This is a genomic window from Kingella pumchi (assembly GCF_022288825.1).
Lineage (GTDB): Bacteria > Pseudomonadota > Gammaproteobacteria > Burkholderiales > Neisseriaceae > Kingella_D > Kingella_D pumchi.
Map to the genome: position 1 here is coordinate 21103 of NZ_JAKOOW010000018.1, position 21673 is coordinate 42775.

A 21673-nucleotide genomic window follows, 5' to 3' on the forward strand; every position below is an offset into this window, starting at 1 on the left:
GCGCGGCGCGGTGCCGCAGGCAGCCTGAAAGGCGGATGCGCCCGATTATATAGCGAAGCGCGGCGGCGTGCTAAAATGCCCGCCTTTTACCGACGCGCCTTTTTTCAGGCTGCCTGAAACCCGCACCCGCCATGTCCTACCAAGTTCTCGCCCGCAAGTGGCGCCCGAAAACCTTTGCCGATCTCGTCGGCCAGGAACACGTTGTCAAAGCCCTGCAAAACGCGCTCGACAAAGGCCGCCTGCACCACGCCTATTTGCTCACCGGCACGCGCGGCGTGGGCAAAACCACCATCGCCCGCATCCTCGCCAAAAGCCTCAACTGCGAAACACCGTCCCACGGCGAACCCTGCGGCCAATGCCCCTCCTGCACCGCCATCGACCAGGGCCGCTTTGTCGATCTGCTCGAAATCGACGCCGCCTCCAACACCGGCATCGACAACATCCGCGAAGTGCTGGAAAACGCCCAATACGCCCCCACCGCCGGCAAATACAAAGTCTATATCATCGACGAAGTGCACATGCTCTCCAAAAGCGCCTTCAACGCCATGCTCAAAACGCTGGAAGAGCCGCCCGGCCACGTCAAATTCATCCTGGCCACCACCGACCCGCACAAAGTCCCCATCACCGTCCTTTCCCGCTGCCTGCAGTTCGTGCTGCGCAATATGACGCCCGCCCAGGTGTCCGGCCACCTTGCCCGCGTGCTCGACAGCGAACAGATCGCCTACGACCAAGCCTCGCTCGCCCTGATCGGCCGTGCCGCCAACGGCTCGATGCGCGACGCCTTAAGCCTGCTCGACCAAGCCATCGCCATGGGCAGCGGCAGCGTTTGCGAAGCCGACGTGCGCCAAATGATCGGCGCCGCCGACCGCCGCTACCTTTACACCCTGCTCAATGCCCTGGCCGCGCGCGACGGCGCCGCCATGATTGCCGAAGCCCGCCAGATGGCCGCCAACGCCGTCGGCTTCGACGGCGCCCTGCACGATCTGGCCGCCCTGCTGCAGCAAATCGCCCTATTGCAAACCATACCGCAGGCCGCCGACAGCAGCGATCCCGAACACGCCACCCTATCCGCCCTTGCCCAACAGTTCAGCGGCGAACAAATCCAGCTTTACTACCAATGCCTGCTCCACGGCCGCCGCGACCTGCCGCTGGCGCCCGACGAATACGCCGGCTTCGTGATGACTCTGCTGCGCATGCTCGCCTTCGCCCCCTTCGCCGCCGAAGCCGTGCCCGCCGGCAGCCGTATCGAAGGCGTCGGCACCGCGCCTGCTCTGCCTGCCGCAGCCGCAGGGCAGCCTGAAAGCCCCCAAGCATCTGTTCAGGCTGCCGCAGAACAGACTAAGCAGCCTGAAAACGGTTTTCAGGCTGCCGCTGATGCCGATACCTCCGCGCAGGCTGTTTCAAACACCGAAGCCGCCGAACAGCGGCAAAACTTTCAGGCTGCCGCAAAACACAAGGCGGACGCCGTAAGCGCAAAGCAACCTGAAAACCCCGTTCAGACTTCCGGCAATCAGGACGACACCCCGCCGTGGGCAGACGAAAGCAGCCTGAAAGCCGAGAGCGCCGTTGTCGAACCAGCCGAAGCCGCCGTTCAGGCTGCCGCCGAATCCGTCGAACCCAAAGAGCAGATTTCCGAACCCGCCGCGACCGCCGCTACTCCAAAGCAGCCTGAAAGCCCTGCCGATGCGGTTCAGGCTGCCGAAGATACCGCCGCGACCGCAGCCCCGCCCAAACGCAAAAGCCGCAGCAAAAAAGCCGCGACCGAAGCCGAAGCACCAAAGCAGCCTGAAAACAGCTTTCAGGCTGCCCCAAGCCTTGATGCAGCTTCCGGCGATGCAGCTCGGATGCCCGAAGCCGACAACACCGGTACTGCCGGACAAAAGCAGCCTGAAAGCGCCGCGCCGATGCCCGAATTGTCGGCTGCCAATTGGCCGCTGATTGCCGAGCGCATCGGCTCGCAGGTGGCGGCGGCGCAGATGCTGCTGCGCCATACGGCGTGGGTGGCGCTGGAAAACGGCGTGCTGCATCTGTCGCTGCGGCAGGACAAGGCCAATGCCGTGGTGCGTAAAAAAGAGTATTTCGACCGCATCGCCGCCGCGCTCACCCAAGCCTACGGCCGGGATTTCGCCATCCAAACCCAAGACTGGCAGGACGGCCAAGGTTGGGAAACGCCCGATATGTATGCCGATCGCCGCAAGGCGGAAGACCGCGAGCGGGCGCGCACGCTGCTGGAGCAGGACCCGACGCTGCGCCAAATCCAAGAAACCTTCGGCGCCAAATGGCAGGAGCAGTCGCTGACGCTGCTTGCCGAGCATCCCGCCTAAACGGCAGCCTGAAAGCCGCTGCGGCCGTTTTCAGGCTGCCTGCGGCATCCGCATCCCCCTGTAAAAAGGAAGCAAGCCATGACCATTATCGTAACCGGCGCCGCCGGCTTTATCGGCAGCAATATCGTCAAAGCGCTGAATGAGCGCGGCATTACCGACATCGTGGCGGTGGACAATCTCAGCCGCGCCGAAAAATTCCGCAATCTGGCCGACTGCGACATCCTGCATTATCTCGACAAGCACGAGTTTATCCGCCAGGTGCGCGAACACATCCTGCCCTACCGCGACATCCGCGCCGTTTTCCATCAGGGCGCCTGCTCCGACACCATGAACCACGACGGCCTCTATATGATGGACAACAACTACCAGTACAGCCTCGATCTCTTGGACTGGTGCCAGGACGAGCGCATCCCGTTTCTCTATGCCTCCAGCGCGGCGGTGTACGGCGGCGGCGGTGTGTTCAGCGAAGCGCGAGAATACGAAAGCCCGCTCAATGTGTACGGCTACTCCAAATTCCTGTTCGACCAGGTGGTGCGCCGCCGCAGCGCCGCCGGCCTGAGCGCGCAGGTGGCGGGTTTTCGCTATTTCAACGTGTACGGCGCGCGCGAGCAGCACAAAGAGCGCATGGCTTCGGTAGCCTTCCACCATTTCCACCAGTACCGCAAACTCGGCCACGTTACCCTGTTCGGCGGCTGGGACGGCTATGCCGACGGCGCGCAGAGCCGCGATTTCGTCAGCGTGGAAGACGTGGTCAAAGTGAATCTGTTTTTCTTCGACCATCCGGAAAAGTCCGGCATTTTCAATCTCGGCACCGGCCGCAGCCAGCCGTTTAACGATTTGGCCGCCGCCACCGTCAATGCCTGCCGCGCCGCCGAAGGCAAGCCGCCTTTGAGTTTGGACGAGCTGGTCAAAGAAGAACTGATCCGCTACTCCCCCTTCCCCGACGCGCTCAAAGGCAAATACCAAAGCTACACCAAAGCCGACATCTCGCGCCTGCGCGATGCCGGCTACCAAGACAGCTTCTACAGCGTGGAAGAAGGCGTGTCGCGCTATGTGCAAACCCTGCTGGCGGCAGCCTGAAACCCCTGCGGCAGCCTGAAAAACGCCTTTCAGGCTGCCTGAAACCCCGTTCCCGAAACCCGACATGACCGATATCGAAGCCTTCGCCAACCGTTTGGGCAAAAACGCCCGCCACCTCATCAAATGGGCGCGCCGCAACCAAATCGAAGCCTGGCGGCTTTATGACCGCGACATCCCGCAGTTTCCGTTTGCCGTCGATGTGTACGGCGAGCGCATCCACCTGCAGGAATACGACACCGGCTGGAAGCTGCCGCCGGCAGACTACCGCCGCTGGCTCGACGATGTGATTGACGCCGTTGCCTTTGTCAGCGGTTTTGACCGCGAAGCGGTGTTTCTCAAACAGCGCGCCCGCCAGAAAGGGACGCAGCAGTACCAGAAAACCGGCAGCGACGGCGAAGACTTCACGGTGGCGGAAAACGGCCGTCGCTTCTGGGTTAATCTCGGCAAATATCTCGATACCGGCCTGTTTCTCGACCACCGCAACACCCGCGCCCGCGTCGGCGCCGAAGCCGAAGGCAAGCGCTTTCTCAACCTGTTTGCCTATACCGGCAGCTTTACCGTGTATGCCGCCACCGGCGGCGCGGTTTCCAGCGAGAGTGTTGATTTATCCAACACCTATCTCGAATGGGCGCAGCGCAATTTCGCTCTCAACGGCATCGACGCCGAGCGCCACCGCACCGTGCGCGCCGATGTTTTCCAATACCTGCGCGACGCGCAAACGCAAAACAAGCGCTTCGATCTGATCGTGCTCGACCCGCCGAGTTTTTCCAACAGCAAAAAAATGGCCGGCGTGCTCGACGTGCAGCGCGACCATACCGCCCTAATCGACGGCGCCATGAGCCTGCTCGATGCCGGCGGCACCCTGTATTTTTCCAACAACCTGCACAGCTTCCGCCTAGACGATGCACTGGCGGCGCGCTACCGCATCAGCGATTTGTCGCACCAGTCGGTTCCCGAAGATTTCCGCAACCGCAAAATCCACCGCTGCTGGCGTTTTCAGGCAGCCTGAAAACGCCAAACGCACTTTCCACCCGCTTTTTCCTCCCACACACAGGACACCCGCCATGAGCGAACACCATTTACGCAACAATCCCTATAAAGTCGCCATCGCCGCGATGGTCGGCACCGCCATCGAGTTTTACGACTACTACATCTACGCCGCCGCTGCGGTGCTGGTGTTCAACACCCAGTTTTTCGACGAAAGCGATCCCCAAGTCGCCACCATCCTGTCGCTTTCGACGCTGGCACTGGCCTTTTTCGCCCGCCCCATCGGCTCGGCGCTGTTCGGCCACTTCGGCGACAAAATCGGGCGCAAAAAAACCCTGGTCGCCTCACTGCTGACCATGGGGCTGTCCACCGTCGGCATCGGCCTCTTGCCCAACTATAACGACATCGGCATCGCCGCACCGCTGCTGCTGTGCCTGTGCCGCGTCGGCCAGGGCATCGGGCTGGGCGGCGAATGGGGCGGCGCGGCGCTGGTCGCCACCGAAAACGCGCCCGAAGGCAAACGCGCCTGGTTCGGCACCTTCCCGCAGCTGGGCGCGCCCATCGGCCTTTTGATGGCCAACGGCGTGTTCTTCGCCATCAGCGCCGCCATCGGCCACGAGCAGATGGTTGCCTGGGGCTGGCGCATTCCCTTTATCGCCTCGCTGGTGCTGGTGTTCGTCGGCCTGTGGATGCGGCTGAGCATGCACGAGAGCCATGTTTACCGCGAAGCCGAAGCCGAAGGCAAAACCAAGGCCGCGCCGGTGCGCGAAGTGTTCGCCCGCCATTGGAAGCCGGTGTTGCAGGGCACCTTTATCATGGTGGCGACTTATGTGCTGTTTTACATTATGACCACCTTCGCCCAAGTCTATTTCAAAACCCCCGCCACACTTTCCGCCTTCGGCCATCCGAAGGGGCTGGGGCTGCCGGCCAACACCTTTACCGGCTTTCTGATGATTTCCGCCGTAGTGTTCGGCGCCGCCATCAGCTTTTCCGGCGTGCGCGCCGACAAAATCGGCCGCCGCCGCTTTTTGATTTGGGTAACCGCCGCCATTCTCGTGCTCGGGCTGGCGATGCCGCTGTTTCTCACCAACGGCACGCCTGCCAGCGTTTTCGCCTTCCTGATGATCGGCATGCTGCTGATGGGGCTGACCTTCGGCCCGATGGCCGCCCTGCTGCCCGAACTCTTCCCTACCGAAGTGCGCTACTCCGGCGCCTCGCTGGCCTACAACTTCTCCGCCATCATCGGCGCCTCGATCGCCACCCTGGTTGCCATCAAGCTGAACGAACACTACGGCATCGCCGGCGTCGGCATCTATCTGGCCATCAACTGCGTGCTGACGCTGGTTGCGCTGATCAGCACCCACGAGACCAAAGATGTGGATCTGACCGAAACCAAATAAAACCGCCGCTTTCAGGCTGCCTGCCCAAACCAAAAAAGCAGCCTGAAAACCCGTCTGGACGATTGGACAAAAGCAGCCTGAAAACCCCAGCAAAAGGTTTTCAGGCTGCTTTTGCCTTGTTAAGCTGCTTTTGCCCTTGTCAATAAATGCCGTCATTCCCGCGCAGGCGGGAATCTTGTTTGGTACCCAACAATGTTTTAAGAAACAAAATCTTGTTAAAGTCCCGGTAAGATTCCCGCCTACGCGGGGGGAGCGTAGCGGACTTGCGCAAACTAATGACGGTGGTAGTGGTTTCGCCAAAGCAGCCTGAAAGCCCAAACAAAGGCAGAAAACCCAAACAAAGGCAGAAAACCCAAACAAAGGCAGCCTGAAAACGGTAATTCACGTTTTCAGGCTGCCTTTGGTTTTGCGTTTGAATCGGGGGTACAGGCCGGACGGTAAGCCGGGTTCTGTCGTCGGACAGTCATTCATCTAGGCGCACCGTTGCCGGTGTGCTCGAGCAACCTACCCGAACGCTCGGCGGGCCGCGTCTGTGCGTTCTGTTTGGTCTTGCTGCGGATGGGGTTTGGCCTGCTGCGCCTTGTTGCCAAGTGCACGGTGCGCTCTTACCGCACCTTTTCACCCTTGCCTGTGCCGCCTTTTCAGGCTGCCATCGGCGGTTTTGCTTTCTGTTCCACTTTCCGTCGCGTTGCCGCGCCCGGCCGTTAGCCGGCATCCTGCCCTGTGCAGCCCGGACTTTCCTCCCCGTATGCCTTACGCGATACGCGGCGACTGTCTGTCCTGCCTGTACGGCGGCGGATTATAACAGAGCGACCGGCAGGCAGCCTGAAAACCTTGCGCCCTTTTTTCAGGCTGCCTGCAAGCAAAAAACCGCCCTTTCCTGCTGGCGGAAAGGGCAGTTTGACATGCCGGCGCGGCGCGGATGCTTATTTGCCGACTTTGATTTTCTGCCACAGATTGGTGGTCAGTTTTTTCGCTTCGTTGTCCATCTGCGGCATCACGAAACCGTTGGCCACGTCTTCGGCGTTCGGGAAAATCGAACGGGTGGCGACCAGCTTGGGATCGAGTTTGTCGCGGGCGGGCAGGCTGGCGGGGGCGAAGGTTACGGCGGCAGCGTTTTTCGCCGCTACTTCGGGATCCAGCGTGTAGTTGATGTATTTGTGGGCGTTGGCAACGTTTTTGGCGTCTTTCGGAATCACCCAGGACTCAACCCAGAAGCCCATGCCTTTGGGGGTCAGCACTTCGATGCCGACTTTGCTGCCGGCTTCTTCGGAGCGGGCTTTGGCCATGTTCAGATCGCCGCCGTTGCCGGCTGCCAAACAGATATCGCCGCGCGCCAGCTCGTCGATGATGGACGGGCTGTAGCGTTTGATGTCGGGACGGATGGCTTTGATCACTTCGGCTGCGGCTTTGATGTCTTCGGGATTGCTGCCTTTGGGGTCTTTACCCAGATACTTGAGCACAATCGGGAACATTTCGCTGGGGGTGTCCCACAGGGCGATGCCGCACTGCTTGAGCTTGTTGGTATATTCGGGTTTGAACATCAGATCCCATTCGTTTTCCGGCAGCTTGTTGCCGAGAATTTCGCGGCCTTTGGCGGTAATCGCCAGCGTATTGACGCCGGAGAAATAGGGCACGGCGTATTCGGTGGCCTGCGGGTCGGCCTCTTCCAGCAGCTTGAGCATGGCGGGGTCGATGTTTTTGTAGTTCGGGATCAGGCTTTTGTCGATCTTCTGATAAGCACCGGCTTTAATCTGGCGCGGCAAAAAGGCAACGCCGGGCACGCCCAAGTCGTAACCGGATTTGCCGGTCAGCATTTTGGCTTCGAGCTCTTCGTTGTTTTCGTAGGTGGTGTAGGTCAGGTTGAGTTCGTTTTTCTCTTCGAAGTCTTCAACCGTACTTTCGTCCACATAGTTCGACCAGTTGTAAATATTCAGATCGTTGGTGGCGGGCAGATTGCTCGCGGCGCCGGAAGCGGCGCTGCCGGAAGCGGCAGGAGCGGCGGTATCGGCGGCCTGCTGTTGCGATTGTTCGCCGCAGGCGGCCAGCGAAAGCAGCACCAGGGTGCTAATCAGGACTTTTTTCATTTATCTTCTCATTGAAGTAGGGTTGACGGGGCGCGCATTGTAAGGTTTTGGTTTTTCATAATCAATACGCTGCGCGCTATTTTTTCCGCCGACTATGCCGCCGCAAAGCCCGTGCGGCTTGAAGCGGCAGCCTGAAAACGGTAAACTGCGCACTTAATTGAATAAAGCAATCGAACCATGCAAGCTGCTTTCAACTTTAAATCAACCCGGCTAGATGCCCTTTTGGTGCAGCCGCAAAGCAACGATGCCGCCGCCCTGGCGGCACAATGGCAGCAGCAGGCCGACAAATACCGCACTTTCGCCGCCATGCCGCTGGTGCTCGATCTCGACGCGCTGGCCGATGCGGAAAAACTCGATATCGCCGCCGTCTGCGCGCTGTTTAAACAGCACGGCTTCACGCCGGTGGCGCTGCGCCACAGCAAGCGCGACTGGGAAAAAACCGCCGCGGCAAACCATCTGCTGTTTGTGGCGGCAGACAAAGCGAAAGCCAAAGAGCAGGCACAGCAGCCTGAAAACAGCGAAGGCGCAAACGAAAGCCAAAACGCAGCCGCTGCCCAAGGGCAGCCTGAAAGCGCAGCGCAAGATGCCCCCGAGCAGCCTGAACAAGATCAGCCCAAACCAAAGCAGCCTGAAAAAACCGCCGCACCCGCGCCGCGCAAAACCGTTGTCGTTTCCGCGCCGGTGCGCACCGGCCAGCAGGTGTATGCCGAAGGGGCGGATCTGATTGTGCTGGGCATGGTCAGCGAAGGCGCGGAAGTGATTGCCGACGGCAACATCCATATTTACGCCCCCCTGCGCGGCCGCGCCCAAGCCGGCCAGTCTGGCGACAAAAGCGCGCGCATTTTCGTGCAGTCGATGCAGGCCGAGCTGGTATCGGTGGCCGGCATCTACCGCGTTTTCGAGCAAAAACTGCCGCCGCACCTGCACCGCCGGGCGGTGTGCGTCGAGCTCGAAGGCGGCGAACGCCTGGCGGTACGCGCCATCGACGCGCAATAGTTTTCAGGCTGCCTTTTCAGGCTGCCCGAGCCATTCATCCATCCCATCTGAAACAGAAAGAAGGTAAAGCAAGTGTCGAAAATCATCGTAGTAACTTCAGGAAAAGGCGGCGTGGGCAAAACCACCACTTCCGCCAGCATCGCCAGCGGTCTGGCGCTGCGCGGCCACAAAACCTGCGTCATCGATTTTGACGTCGGCCTGCGCAATCTCGACCTGATTATGGGCTGCGAGCGCCGCGTGGTGTACGACTTGGTAAACGTTATCCAAAAAGAAGCCACGCTCAACCAGGCGCTGATCAAAGACAAGCACTGCGACCAACTCTTCATCCTACCCGCATCGCAAACCCGCGACAAAGACGCGCTCAACAAAGAAGGCGTCGAGCGCGTGCTCAACGAACTCACCGGCGAGCTCGGCTTCGAATATGTGGTGTGCGACTCGCCCGCCGGCATCGAGCAGGGCGCGCTGATGGCGCTCTACTTCGCCGACGAAGCCATCGTTACCACCAACCCCGAAGTCTCCAGCGTGCGCGACTCCGACCGCATCTTGGGCATTTTGCAGAGCAAATCGCGCAAAGCCGAACAGGGCGCCACCGTCAAAGAGCATCTTTTGATTACCCGCTACTCGCCCGAGCGCGTGGAAAAAGGCGAAATGCTGTCGGTGCAGGATATTCAGGACATCCTGCGCATCCCGCTGTTGGGCGTGATTCCCGAATCGCAAAACGTGCTGCAGGCATCCAATGCCGGCACACCGGTTATCCACCAGCAGGATGCCGTAGCCGCCGAAGCCTATAAAGACGTGGTGGCGCGCCTGTTGGGCGAAAACCGCGAAATCCGCTTTCTCGATGCAGAGAAAAAAGGCTTTTTCAAAAAGCTGTTCGGAGGATAAGCCATGTCCCTGATCAATATGCTGTTTGGCAAAAAGCCCAAGTCGGCGCAGGTTGCGCGCGACCGCCTGCAGATCATCATCGCCCAGCAGCGCAGCGACCGCAGCAGCGAAAACACCACGCCCGACTACCTGCCCACTCTGCAGAAAGAGCTGTTGGAAGTCCTGTCCAAATACGTCGAAATCAAGCTGGAAGACATCAACATCTCCCACGAAAAGCAAGACGGCGTGGACATGCTGGCTTTGAACATCACGCTGCCTGAAAACAAAAAAACCGAAAAAACCGAGAACCCCGCATGACCCTGACCGAGTTGCGCTACATCGTCGCCGTGGCGCAGGAAAAACACTTCGGCCGCGCCGCCCAGCGCTGCCACGTCAGCCAGCCCACCCTCTCCATCGCCATCAAAAAGCTGGAAGAAGAGCTGGCGGTGTCGCTGTTTGACCGCAGCAGCAACGAAGTCCTCACCACCGACGCCGGCGAGCGCATCATTGCCCAGGCGCGGCGCGTACTGGAAGAAGCCGACGTCATCCGCATGCTCGCCACCGAAGAGCAGAACGAATTGGCCGGCCCGTTTAAGCTGGGGCTGATTTTCACCGTCGCCCCCTACCTGCTGCCCAAGCTGATACTCGCCCTGCGCGACACCGCGCCCAATATGCCGCTGATGTTGGAAGAGAACCACACCGCCGCGCTTACCGAAATGCTCAAGCGCGGCGAACTGGACGCGTTGGTGATCGCCGATCCCTATCAGGAACCCGGCGTCGAAACCGTGCCGCTGTACGATGAGCCGTTTTTCGTGATCGTGCCCAAAGGCCATCCCTTTGAAGAACTGGATTCGGTGAGCACCGCCGCGCTGGCCGAAGAAAACGTGCTGCTGCTCACCGAAGGCAACTGCATGCGCGACCAAGTGCTGGGAAGCTGCAGCGAGCTGGCCTCCCGCCAGCGCGTGGCCGGCCTGACCAACACCCTGCAGGGCAGCTCGCTGAACACCATCCGCCACATGGTCGGCAGCGGCTTAGGCATCAGCGTCCTACCCTCCACCGCGCTCACCGAAAACGACCACATGCTGTTTTCCATCGTCCCCTTCGACGCCCCCGCACCGATGCGGCGCGTGATGCTGGCCTACCGGCGCAACTTCGTCCGCCCCAAAGCCCTGACCGCCATCCGCGACGCCGTGCTGCGCTCCCAGCTCTCCGGCGTGCGCTTCATCCGCAACGAAGACCAAGACTGAATTTTTCAGGCTGCCTTAAAACTACAGGCAGCCTGAAAAGCCGTTTGCGCGATAAAATTGCCCCACATCAGAAAAAACACCGGCAAAACGCAATAAAATCCCACACCAACCCTGCCCCAAGGCAGCCTGAAAACCACTACCCGAACCACCGACCATGAGCCAAAACCACCTGACCGACGACGTCCGCATCAACTCCCTGACCGAGCTCTTGCCCCCCATTGCCCACCTGTACGATCTGCCCATCAGCGAAGCCGCCGCCGAGCTGGTGGTTTCCACCCGCAAAGCGATTGCCGACATCCTGCACCACGGCGACAAACGCCTGCTCGTCATCATCGGCCCCTGCTCCATCCATGATCCCGCTGCCGCCCTCGAATACGCGCAAAAACTGCTGCCGCTGAAAAAGCAGTACGAAAAAGAGCTGCTGATCGTGATGCGCGTATATTTTGAAAAACCGCGCACCACCGTCGGCTGGAAAGGCCTGATCAACGACCCCCATCTCGATGGCACCTTCGACATCAACTTCGGCCTGCGCCAGGCGCGCCAGCTTTTGCTCACGCTCAACGACATGGGCATGCCCGCCTCCACCGAATTTCTCGACATGATTACCCCGCAGTATTACGCCGACCTGATTTCCTGGGGTGCCATCGGCGCGCGCACCACCGAAAGCCAGGTGCACCGCGAACTGGCCAGCGGCCTGTCCTGCCCCGTCGGCTTTAAAAACGGCACCGACGGCAACCTGAAAATCGCCATCGACGCCATCGGCGCCGCCAGCCACCCGCACCACTTTTTATCCGTAACCAAAACCGGCCACTCCGCCATCGTCCACACCAACGGCAACCCCGACTGCCATGTGATCCTGCGCGGCGGCAAAGAGCCCAACTACAGCAGCAGCCACGTCCAAGCCGCCCGCGAGCAGCTAGCCAAAGCCGGACTCGATGCCAAGCTGATGATCGACTGCAGCCACGCCAACAGCAATAAAGACTACACCCGCCAGATGATCGTCGCCCAAGACATCGCCGATCAGCTCAAAAACGGCGAAGACGCCATTATGGGTGTGATGGTCGAAAGCCACCTGGTCGAAGGCCGCCAGGACAAACCCGAAACCTACGGCCAAAGCATCACCGACGCCTGCATCGGCTGGGACACCACCGAAGCGCTGCTCGCCCTTCTGGCCGACGCCCAGCGCAGCCGCACCGCCGGTTAAACAGCGCCCCGCCCGTTTTCAGGCTGCCTTATCGTTTTCAGGCGCCTTTCTTGCAGCCGCCCACCCCGCCTGCCATAAGGAAAGCCCATGAACAAAGCCGCCGTACGCGCCATCATCCTGCTTGCCGCCACCGCCGCCCGCGCCGAGCTGTATCCCGAAGAAAATTCCCGCGACTATACCCAAGAATGGGGGCAGGCCTTTTACCGCAACCGCCTGGTCGAAGCCACCGGCGCGAGCGAAAAGCTGCGCGAAGTGTTCAGACTGGCGCAAGACCAAAGCCACGGCATCACGGTTTCGCTGAGCGCCGGCAAGTTCTACACCGTTTTGGGCAGCTGCACCCGCTTTTGCAGCGCCCTGACCGTCGCCATCAAACGCGCCGACGGCAGCACCGCCGCACAAAGCAGCAACGGCCTTTCGCGCGCCATGCCGTTTTTGGAATGGCAGGCCGAGAGCAGCGGCCGCTACACCATCGAAACCACCGCCGACCAATGCACCGCCGTCCGCTGCAAAGCCGGCGTGCAGCTTTTTGAAAGCGACAAGCCCATCGACAGCAAAACCGCCCTCGAGCGCCCCTCCGCCTGGGAAAACAGCCACTAAACATCCGTTTGCCCCGTCCCAAAGGCAGCCTGAAGCAGGTAGCTTGGGTTGCTAAACCCAACATTTTCAACGTCCAAAGATTTTGTTGGGTCTCGACCCAACCTACGCTCCTGGAAACCCAAAAGCAGCCTGAAATCCCCTTCCCCAAACCACCCGCCCAACCATGCCCGCCCCCTTTATCCTTTTCGACAACGCCCGCGACCACACCGCTTTTCTGCTGCACGGCTTTGTCCGTTGCGACACCCTCGCCCCCGCCGCGCTCGACACGCTAGACGGTTTGCTGCAGCGTGGCTGGTGCGACGGCCTGCACGTCGCGGTGCTGGCGGACTATGAATTCGGCCTGCCGCTGCAGCGCCTGCCCGAGCGCGCCGGTGTTGCCGGCAGCCTGAAACTGCTGTGGTTCGCCCACCGCGACGAAATCGCCGATGCCGACAACTGGCTGGCGCAACAGGGCGGCAGCGAGCCGGCCGGCATTGTTTCGCCCGAACTCAACCGCACGACAGCGCAGTACCGCCAAGACATCGCCGCCATTCAGGCTGCCATCGAGCGCGGCGACTGCTACCAAATCAACCACACCCTGCGCCTGAAACTGGCCGCCTACGGCTCGCCCGCCGCACTCTACCGCCGCCTGCGCCAGCCGGTGCCCTATGCCGCGCTCGCCCGCCTGCCCGCTGCGGCCGGCCTGCCCGACTGGCTGCTGTGTTTCTCGCCCGAGCTGTTTCTGCGCATCGCCGCCGACGGCACCGTCGCCACCGAGCCGATGAAAGGCACTGCGCCGATTGTCGGCGACGGCCGCGATGCCGAACGCGCCGCCGCACTGGCCGCCGATGCGAAAAACCGCGCCGAAAACACCATGATTGTCGATCTGCTGCGCAACGATTTGGGCAAAATCGCCCGCATCGGCGGCGTGTCGGTGCGCGACGCGTTCAAAGTCTCCGCCTTCGGCAGCGTGTGGCAGATGACCAGCACCGTGCGCGCCGAGCTGCCCGCCGCCACCCGCGCCGCCGACATCGTCCGCGCCGCCTTCCCCTGCGGCAGCATCACCGGCGCGCCCAAACGCAAAAGCATGGAAATCATCGGCACGCTGGAAGAGCGCCCGCGCGGCCTGTACACCGGCACACTGGGCTATTTGCAACCCGAGCCGGGCAGCGCTTTGGGCTTTTCAGGCTGCCTGAACGTGCTGATCCGCAGCCTGGAACTGTCCGCCGAGCCGCAATCGGCATGGCCGTGGCGCGCTCGCTACGGCGTGGGCAGCGGCATCGTTGCCGACAGCGCCGCCGATAACGAATATGCCGAATGCGGCTGGAAAGCGCGTTTCGTCTCCGCGCTGCCGCCCGAGTTCGGCCTGTTTGAAACCATGCGCGCCAAGCACGGCCGCATCGCCCTGCTGCCCGAGCATCTGGCGCGGCTTGCCGCTTCGGCGCAAGAGTTGAACATCCCCTTTGACATTCAGGCTGCCGCCCGCCTGCTCGATGAAACGCTGGCGGCGCACGCCGGCGGCGTTTGCCGCGTCAAACTGGAACTCTCGCCGCAAGGCAGCCTGAAAGCCGCCGCCGCGCCGCTGGACGCTTTTCAGGCTGCTTTAAACCCGCCCACCGCCGATACGCCGCCTACCGGCAACACCGTCAAACTGCTGCTGTCGCCGCAGCCGCTGCCCGAGCGCGACCCGCTGCGCCGCCACAAAACCACCCGCCGCACGGCATTCGATACCGGCTGGCGGCAGGCCGAAGCGGCAGGCGCGTTTGACATGCTGTTTTTCAACCGGCGCGGCGAACTGTTGGAAGGCGGGCGCAGCAGCATCCTGGTCAAAACCGACGGCCGCTGGCTGACCCCGCCGCTGGCCGCCGACATTCTCAACGGCATCGCCCGCCGCCAAGCGCTCGCCGCCGGCGTAAGCGAAACCCCCATCAGCCGCGACATGCTACGCCGCGCCCAAGCCGTACGCGCCGGTAACGCCCTGCGCGGCTGGCTGGACGCCGAAATCATCTGGCCGCCCGAAAACGCTTAGGCGCCCGCCGGCCGCATCTGCTACCATCCGGCTGTTTTTCAGGCTGCTTTCCGTTCCCTAAAAGCAGCCTGAAACCCTGTAAATACCCGATATTATTTTTTGAACCACCATCCGAAAAAATGAAATTTACCTTGTTTAAGAAACTGATAGCCGAATGGCTGTTGTTTTGGCTGCTGGCCGTGGCAGTATTTGGCGGCGGGCGTTTGGTATTGTTTTACCGCCATACCGACGAGGCGTTGCGGCAGCAGTTTGGCGCCGATTTGGCTCCGATGTGGCTCAAAGGGCTGCTGTTCGACATCAAAATGGTTTCGCTGACCGTGGCGGCTTTTGTGTTAGTCGGCCTGCTGGCTTTGTTCAGCCGCAAACTGACCGCAGCCGTTTACCGGGCCAACCGCTACGGCCTGCTGGCGGTGCTGGCGCTGTTTGCCGCGCTGACGGTGGGCAATGTGTTTTATTACGGCGTGTACGACAAGCCGTTTGATGTGTTTGTGTTCGGGCTGGTCGAAGAAGATACGGCGGCAGTGCTGAAAACCGTCTGGTCGGATTTTCCGGTGCTGCGTGCCGTAGCGGCACTGGCGGCGGCGATGCTGGTGCCGGCATGGCTGTTCGACCGCCTGCATGAGCGCTTAAAACCGTCCGCAACGCCAGCCTCATCCCCGTCATACCGCACTTGGGCGGGCAATACCCTAATCGTGCTGCTGCTTCTGGCTGCCTTAACGGCGGGAGGACGCGGCTCGTTCGGCAAGTTTCCGCTGCGCAAGTCTTCCGCGCAGGTATCGCCCTCGGCCACGCTGAACAAACTGGTGCCCAATCCCGTTACCGCCCTTTCTTGGGCGTGGTCGGAATACCGCGCCGGCAGCCAATTCCGGCCGGTTAGCGATGAGAAAGGCAGGGAGCTGTTTTCCGCCATGCTCGGCCATGCCGTTGCCGCCCCGCAGTGGCGCGAATTGGAAGCGGTAACGCCTGACAATCCGGCTGCGGCTGCGGGGCGGCCGAATGTGGTGTTCGCCCTGATGGAAAGCATGAGTACGCATATGATGCAGCTGGACAACCCGCAACGCGACCTGCTCGGACGGCTGCGGCCTCATTTTGCCGAAGACTGGGTGTTTTACCGTTTCGTATCCGAGGGCAACGGCACCAGCGACAGCCTGCACCGCCTGTTTGTCCGCAGCCCGCTCAATAATGTCAGCCAAACCGCCGCCAAAAACAAAACCTTCCCCGGCAATATGTTCGAGCCGTACATCAAAGCAGGCTACCGCGTGGTGTATATCACCGCCGGCAACGGCGGCTGGCGCGATTTCGATAATTTCACCAAACACCTGGGTGTACACGAATTTGTCGATGAAACCGCGCTGAAACACCGCTATCCCGAAGCCGAATCGGGCGCGTGGGGCGTGGCCGACGGATATATGTTCCGCTACGCCGCCGAAAGGCTGGAACAGGCCGCACGCGACAAACAACCGGTATTTATCTTTATGATGTCGGTAACCAACCATCCGCCCTACCACCTGCCCGCCGGCATACAGCGGCAAAACTTCGCGTTCAGCCAAACCGAGCTTGCCCGCTTTGCCCAGCTGGGCGGTGAAGAACAAATCCGCGAAGTATTCAATACCTACCGCTATGCCAACGACGAGCTGGGTGCCTTTATCAGCCGCGCCAAAGCCGAAGGGAATACCATCATAGCCGCCAGCGGCGACCACAATATACGCGGCGTCGGCTATCCCGATGCAGGCGAACTGGCTTTGGGCCATGCCGTGCCGCTTTACCTGTACGCACCGCCGGCCTACCGCGGCCACACCCGCTATGACCCGCAGCGCGTCGGTTCGCATAAAGACATCATGCCCACCCTGTACACACTGAGCCTGTCGCAGCGGCCGTATTTCCGCACCGGCTGCAATCTGCTGGGCGAAAACCCGTCCGATAACCCATGGTGCGGATACGGTTACAACAGCGAAGCCACCATCCTGCCCCAAGGTGTGATCGATCCGGCAAACGGACAATTCCACCCGTGGCAGGATGAGAAAAAACTGCTGTCTGCCGCCACCTCCGCACCGCTTCCGCCCGAAGCCGCCGCCGTTGCCGAGCGCAGCAAAAACTTCGGCGCGTTTCTCGACTGGATGATCAACCGCGTGGCCACCGAGGGCAAGAAACAGCCTTAGCCGCAAACGGCGCAGGCCGTCTGAAAACTATTCAGACGGCCTGACTTTCTTCTGAGAACTGGCCGCATACCCCAAGCCCGCGCAGCCGCCGGAAAACGCTTAAGCGCCCGCCGGCCGCATCTGCTACCATCCGGCTGTTTTTCAGGCTGCTTTCCCGTCGCTAAAAGGCAGCCTGAAAAGCGGTTTTTTCGTTTTCAGGCTGCCTAAAACATATTTGCACAGTCTGGTTTTGGCTTTGCAACTTTGCTTTCAGGCTGCCGCTCGCTAATCCATCAGGAGAAAAACTATGGCCACCCCACTCAGACAAATCCGCGCCGTTTACACCGACACCACCATCCGCGTGTATCAGGCATACAGCGATGCCATTGCCGATTCCGCGCTGGCGGCGGGGCGGTTTGTATCGCCGCCGTTTAAAATGGAGCGCATGACGTGGATCAAGCCGTCTTTTTTATGGATGATGTACCGCGCGGGCTGGGGCGGCAAAGACGACAACCAAAAACGCATTTTGGCGATAGACATCAGCCGCAGCGGCTTTGAATGGGCATTGCGCCACGCCTGCCTGAGCCATCCGCCCGCAGGCATGGACAACGAAACATGGCAGCAAATGAAAGCCGCCCACCCCGTCCGCATCCAATGGGACCCCGAACGCAGCCTGAAACTAGACCCCCTGCCGCACCGTAGCATCCAAATCGGGCTGACCGGCGAAGCCGTGCCGCGCTATGTAAACGAATGGATACAAAACATCAGCGAAATCACCGATTTGGCGCAGGAAATCCACGCGCTTGTCGCCCAAAACAACCTCGCCGCCGCGCAAGCCCTGCTGCCGCCCGAGCGCGTTTATCCCTTTGATTGGGAAAAAGACTTTCAGGCAGCCTGAAACGCAAAAGGCCGTCTGAAGACCGCAACCGACAGGTCGGGCATTGATGCCCGACATTTTGCAAACAGCCGCGCAGGGTGTGCGCCTGCAGGCACGCACGCGGTTGACGGGTTAACAGCCACGGCCGCCCGAACCCGTTATCCGCGTGCGCGGCAAGCCGCACACCCTGCACGGGGATGCGGAAACCTGTTTTTCAGACGGCCTCAAAGGCAGCCTGAAAACAAGTTCCCAAAAACCAATCCAGCAAGGAAACCCCCATGTCGCCCCATCTTTTCTCCGCCCTGATGTGTCTGACGGGTGCACTGTTTATTCTGGCCAATTTTTATATCCTGCTGGCTTTGCGGCGCGGCAAAGGCACTTCGTTCGTCCCTTTCTTTGGTGCGCTTTTATGGTGCGCCGGCATAAGCGGCATCCAGAAGCAGCACGATATTTCCGATTATTGGTATGCCGCAGCCTTGCTGGACATCGGCATCTGGCTGCTGCCCGCAATGGTTTGGGCGCACTTGGACAACGCATGGCAGCATTCGTCTTTCCGCCGTGTGGCGCAGTTTGTGCGCGATGATGGCGGCACGCATTACTGCCTGTCTTTCTACCGCAACGGCGATGCGGTGCTGCTTTACCAAGAATCTGACCGGCGCGGCAGCCGCCTGTGGCATTGGGAACGGACGGGCAGGCAATGGCATATCAGCAGCCTGGATTGCAAAATCACCGCCGAACAGCAAGGCAGCCGCTTGGTTTTTGCCGACCATGCGGCGCAGCAGGACAATATGTTTCAACACATTATCGGGTTTGAATACATTATCGGGCAGACGTTTGTACAGAAATAGCTTCAGGCTGCTTTTAGCTTCGCAGAAGCCCGTAAACGCACTTTCAGACGGCCTCAAAGCAGCCTGAAAGCGTAGGGTGGGTCTTGACCCACCATAACCGATGCCAATCACAACACGACGGGTCGAGACCCGCCCTGCATTGCTTTAAAATCCGTCCCTCCTGTTTCAGGCTGCTCCCCCCCCAAAAAGCAGTCTGAAAACCCCACCACACAAGGAACAATCAAATGGCAAAAGCCCCCAAAACCATCTACCGCTGCACCGAATGCGGCGGCACCGTACCCAAATGGCAGGGCAAATGCCCGCATTGCGGCGAATGGAACACCCTGCAAGAAGACATCGCCGCGCCCGAGCCGAAAAACGCGCGTTTCCAATCGTGGGCGGCAGACAGCGCGCAAGTGGTGGATTTGTCGCAAGTGAGCGCGGTGGAAGTGCCGCGCCAGCCCACGGGCATGGGCGAGCTGGACCGCGTGCTCGGCGGCGGCTTGGTGGACGGCGCGGTGATTTTGCTCGGCGGCGACCCGGGCATCGGCAAATCCACCCTGCTGCTGCAAACCGTCGCCAAAATGGCGCAAAGCCGCAAGGTGTTGTATGTGTCGGGCGAGGAATCGGCGCAACAAGTTGCCCTGCGTGCGCAGCGGTTGGGCGTGCAAAGCGAGGGCATCCATCTGCTGGCGGAAATCCGCTTGGAAGCCGTTCAGGCTGCCTTAAAGCAGCATCAGCCCAAGCTGGTGGTCATCGATTCCATCCAAACCATGTATTCCGACCAAATCACATCCGCCCCCGGCAGCGTGTCGCAAGTGCGCGAGTGCGCCGCGCAGTTCACCCGCATCGCCAAGCAGATGGGCATCGCCATGATTTTCGTGGGCCACGTTACCAAAGACGGCGCAATCGCCGGCCCGCGCGTGCTGGAACACATGGTGGACACCGTGCTCTATTTTGAAGGCGACCAGCATTCCAATTACCGCATGATCCGCGCCATCAAAAACCGCTTTGGCGCGGCAAACGAATTGGGCGTGTTCGCCATGACCGAGCAGGGCTTGAAAGGCGTGTCCAACCCATCGGCGATTTTTTTGGCGAGCTGGCGCGACGACGTGGCGGGCTCCTGCGTGCTGGTAACGCAGGAAGGCAGCCGCCCGCTGTTGGTGGAAATTCAGGCGCTGGTGGACGACGCGCACGGCTTTACGCCCAAGCGGCTCAGCGTTGGCTTGGAGCAAAACCGCCTTGCCATGCTGCTGGCGGTGCTCAACCGCCACGCGGGCATCGCCTGTTTTGACCAAGACGTGTTTCTGAACGCCGTCGGCGGCGTGAAAATCGGCGAACCCGCATCGGACTTGGCGGTAATACTGGCGATGGTGTCCAGCTTCCGCAACAAGCCGCTGCCCGAGAAAATGGTGGTGTTCGGCGAGATTGGTTTGAGCGGCGAAGTGCGCCCCGTCTCGCGCGGGCAGGAGCGGCTGAAAGAAGCGGAAAAACTCGGCTTCAAACGCGCCATCGTCCCCAAAGCCAACCTGCCGCGCAACGCCAAAGAGTTTCCCAAGCTGCAAATCTACGGCGTCGATCGGCTGGACGAAACGGTGCAGCTGTGCCGCGATTTGGCGGACGAATAAGGCGCGTTGGCAAGCAACAGTCTCAGGCAGCCTGAAAGCTGCATTTGCCTATTTTCAGGCTGCCTTTTCAGACGGCATCAAGCCCGCCCTGCCCGAAAGGAAACCCCATGCGCCCCCTAATCATTGCCCTTATCCTGCTCGCCGCCTGCACCGATTCCAATCCAAACATCCACGAGCCGCCCGCCATGACCGCCAGCCCCAGCCAAGCCCCCAACCAAACCGAACAGCCCAACGGCAAAACCCTGCTGCAACAAGCCCGGCAGCAATACGACGATTACTACAAATACCAAGCCGCTTATCTTGCCTACCAAGCCGCGCAGGCGGGCGAAACCCTGCCGCCGCATCTGGCCGAGCTGGCAAAAAACTACCAACCCGACGCCCCCACCGTCACGCCGCAGTATTTTGACCTTTCACCGCAAGACCTTGCCACCGTAACCGCCCAAGCCGAGCAAGGCAGCCGCAAAGCCGCCGCCCGCCTTGCCGAGTATTACCAATTTGCCGCCCACGGCTTGCCCGACCTGCCCGAAGACGAACGCGAAGCCAAAGCCGAATACTGGCAAAAACGCGCCCAAGAAATACAGGCAAAATAGGCAGCCTGAAAAGCATCTTTCAGGCTGCCTTAGGGGGTGTTGACATTCGGCTTTTGAAGCGGATTTTCCGTCAGAAAACGGCAGATGCAAGGTAAAAATGCGAGCCTATGCCGCCCATAGGCGAGTATTTTTAACGCGGCAGATGCCGTTTTCTGACGGAAAAGCTGCCAAAACGCCGATTGTCAACACGCCCTAGTAATCAGGAAAAAACCATGACACCGCTTGATTTCATCGACCGACCGCTGGATGCGCTCCGCCAGCCCGACCCCGCGCTGATTTTTGACGTGGCGGAACTGTCTGCACCGCCTGTGCGCAAACGGCTGCTCAAAGCCCTGTTGCGCCGTCTCAACAAGCAGACCGTGCACCACGACGAACTGCTCGCACACACCGCCTACGCACTCGCCGCGCTGTCGGGCAAAAAACGGCGCAAACGGCTCAAACTGGCATTGCGCTGCTTTTCCCGCGTCGCACGCAGGCAGCCTGAAAACGGTTTCGCACAGATTTACCTTGCCTACACGCTGTACGACTTGAGCAGGTTCAAAAGCAGCCTGAAAGCCCTGCGCCGAATCCCCAAAAACCACTTCGCCAAACACCGCCAACGCTGGCGCGATTTGGAACGGCGCCAATTGGAAATCTGCTGCCTGCTGCGGCTGGACAAAACCCGCCGCCTGCCCGCGCGGCTTGCCGGTTTGCTTGAACACACCGCCCGCGCCAAACCAATCGACTGCCCGTTCCCCGAAGCACTCGTCGCCACCTTGCAACTGCTGGCCCGGCGCGCCCGACCACCGCGCAAATAACGCAGGCAGCCGCGCAACCTAG

General features: G+C 60.6%; 18 protein-coding genes and 1 other RNA gene. 17 read left to right on the forward strand and 2 right to left on the reverse strand.

Going from position 1 to position 21673, the window contains the following annotated elements:
* Window positions 1-131 precede the first annotated feature (131 nt).
* From dnaX to MB824_RS04435, 4 genes are all read left to right on the forward strand, one after another.
* Entirely contained in the window at window positions 132-2324 is a 2193-nt protein-coding gene (dnaX, locus tag MB824_RS04420; protein WP_238746315.1) for a DNA polymerase III subunit gamma/tau, read from the forward strand.
* Window positions 2325-2402: 78 nt separating this feature from the next.
* Window positions 2403-3404 carry an ADP-glyceromanno-heptose 6-epimerase gene (rfaD, locus tag MB824_RS04425; protein ID WP_238746316.1) on the forward strand — a complete coding sequence of 334 codons (1002 nt, stop codon included), beginning with the start codon at window positions 2403-2405 and terminating at the stop codon, window positions 3402-3404.
* A 64-nt stretch (window positions 3405-3468) separates the two neighbouring features.
* A complete protein-coding gene (locus tag MB824_RS04430) occupies window positions 3469-4413 on the forward strand; it encodes a class I SAM-dependent methyltransferase (RefSeq protein ID WP_238746317.1) in 945 nt (314 codons plus the stop codon).
* Between the two features lie 55 nt (window positions 4414-4468).
* Window positions 4469-5791 carry an MFS transporter gene (locus tag MB824_RS04435; RefSeq protein WP_238746318.1) on the forward strand — a complete coding sequence of 441 codons (1323 nt, stop codon included), beginning with the start codon at window positions 4469-4471 and terminating at the stop codon, window positions 5789-5791.
* A 422-nt stretch (window positions 5792-6213) separates the two neighbouring features.
* Here the strand turns inward: MB824_RS04435 and rnpB are convergent.
* Together rnpB and MB824_RS04445 are read right to left on the reverse strand one after the other, a co-directional pair.
* Window positions 6214-6578: RNase P RNA component class A (gene rnpB / locus MB824_RS04440), an RNA gene on the reverse strand.
* A gap of 139 nt (window positions 6579-6717) precedes the next feature.
* Entirely contained in the window at window positions 6718-7878 is a 1161-nt protein-coding gene (locus MB824_RS04445; RefSeq protein ID WP_238746319.1) for an extracellular solute-binding protein, read from the reverse strand.
* Between the two features lie 177 nt (window positions 7879-8055).
* Between MB824_RS04445 and minC the strand changes: the two genes are divergently transcribed.
* From minC to MB824_RS04510, 13 genes are all read left to right on the forward strand, one after another.
* Window positions 8056-8874 carry a septum site-determining protein MinC gene (gene minC, locus MB824_RS04450; RefSeq protein ID WP_238746321.1) on the forward strand — a complete coding sequence of 273 codons (819 nt, stop codon included), beginning with the start codon at window positions 8056-8058 and terminating at the stop codon, window positions 8872-8874.
* Between the two features lie 72 nt (window positions 8875-8946).
* A complete protein-coding gene (minD, locus tag MB824_RS04455) occupies window positions 8947-9759 on the forward strand; it encodes a septum site-determining protein MinD (RefSeq protein ID WP_238746322.1) in 813 nt (270 codons plus the stop codon).
* A gap of 3 nt (window positions 9760-9762) precedes the next feature.
* Window positions 9763-10056 carry a cell division topological specificity factor MinE gene (gene minE, locus MB824_RS04460; RefSeq protein WP_238746324.1) on the forward strand — a complete coding sequence of 98 codons (294 nt, stop codon included), beginning with the start codon at window positions 9763-9765 and terminating at the stop codon, window positions 10054-10056.
* Complete coding sequence (locus MB824_RS04465) at window positions 10053-10985, forward strand: LysR substrate-binding domain-containing protein (RefSeq protein WP_238746326.1); 933 nt, start codon at window positions 10053-10055, stop codon at window positions 10983-10985. Before minE ends, MB824_RS04465 begins: the two co-directional genes overlap by 4 nt.
* Before the next feature lie 154 nt (window positions 10986-11139).
* On the forward strand, window positions 11140-12189 hold the full coding sequence (gene aroG, locus MB824_RS04470) for a 3-deoxy-7-phosphoheptulonate synthase AroG (RefSeq protein WP_238746327.1): 1050 nt from the start codon (window positions 11140-11142) through the stop codon (window positions 12187-12189).
* An 87-nt stretch (window positions 12190-12276) separates the two neighbouring features.
* On the forward strand, window positions 12277-12786 hold the full coding sequence (locus tag MB824_RS04475; protein ID WP_238746328.1) for a hypothetical protein: 510 nt from the start codon (window positions 12277-12279) through the stop codon (window positions 12784-12786).
* A 163-nt stretch (window positions 12787-12949) separates the two neighbouring features.
* Window positions 12950-14794, forward strand: a complete 1845-nt coding sequence (locus tag MB824_RS04480) for a chorismate-binding protein (RefSeq protein ID WP_238746329.1) — start codon at window positions 12950-12952, stop codon at window positions 14792-14794.
* Between the two features lie 119 nt (window positions 14795-14913).
* Window positions 14914-16953, forward strand: a complete 2040-nt coding sequence (locus MB824_RS04485) for an LTA synthase family protein (RefSeq protein ID WP_238746330.1) — start codon at window positions 14914-14916, stop codon at window positions 16951-16953.
* Between the two features lie 286 nt (window positions 16954-17239).
* A complete protein-coding gene (locus tag MB824_RS04490) occupies window positions 17240-17830 on the forward strand; it encodes a DUF4291 domain-containing protein (RefSeq protein WP_238746331.1) in 591 nt (196 codons plus the stop codon).
* A gap of 257 nt (window positions 17831-18087) precedes the next feature.
* Complete coding sequence (locus MB824_RS04495; RefSeq protein WP_238746332.1) at window positions 18088-18657, forward strand: hypothetical protein; 570 nt, start codon at window positions 18088-18090, stop codon at window positions 18655-18657.
* A 224-nt stretch (window positions 18658-18881) separates the two neighbouring features.
* On the forward strand, window positions 18882-20264 hold the full coding sequence (radA, locus tag MB824_RS04500; RefSeq protein ID WP_238746334.1) for a DNA repair protein RadA: 1383 nt from the start codon (window positions 18882-18884) through the stop codon (window positions 20262-20264).
* A gap of 107 nt (window positions 20265-20371) precedes the next feature.
* Window positions 20372-20854, forward strand: a complete 483-nt coding sequence (locus tag MB824_RS04505) for a hypothetical protein (protein WP_238746336.1) — start codon at window positions 20372-20374, stop codon at window positions 20852-20854.
* 212 nt (window positions 20855-21066) lie between these two features.
* The gene (locus tag MB824_RS04510; RefSeq protein WP_238746338.1) at window positions 21067-21651 is read left to right on the forward strand and encodes a hypothetical protein; all 585 of its coding nucleotides are present in this window, start codon (window positions 21067-21069) and stop codon (window positions 21649-21651) included.
* Window positions 21652-21673 lie beyond the last annotated feature (22 nt).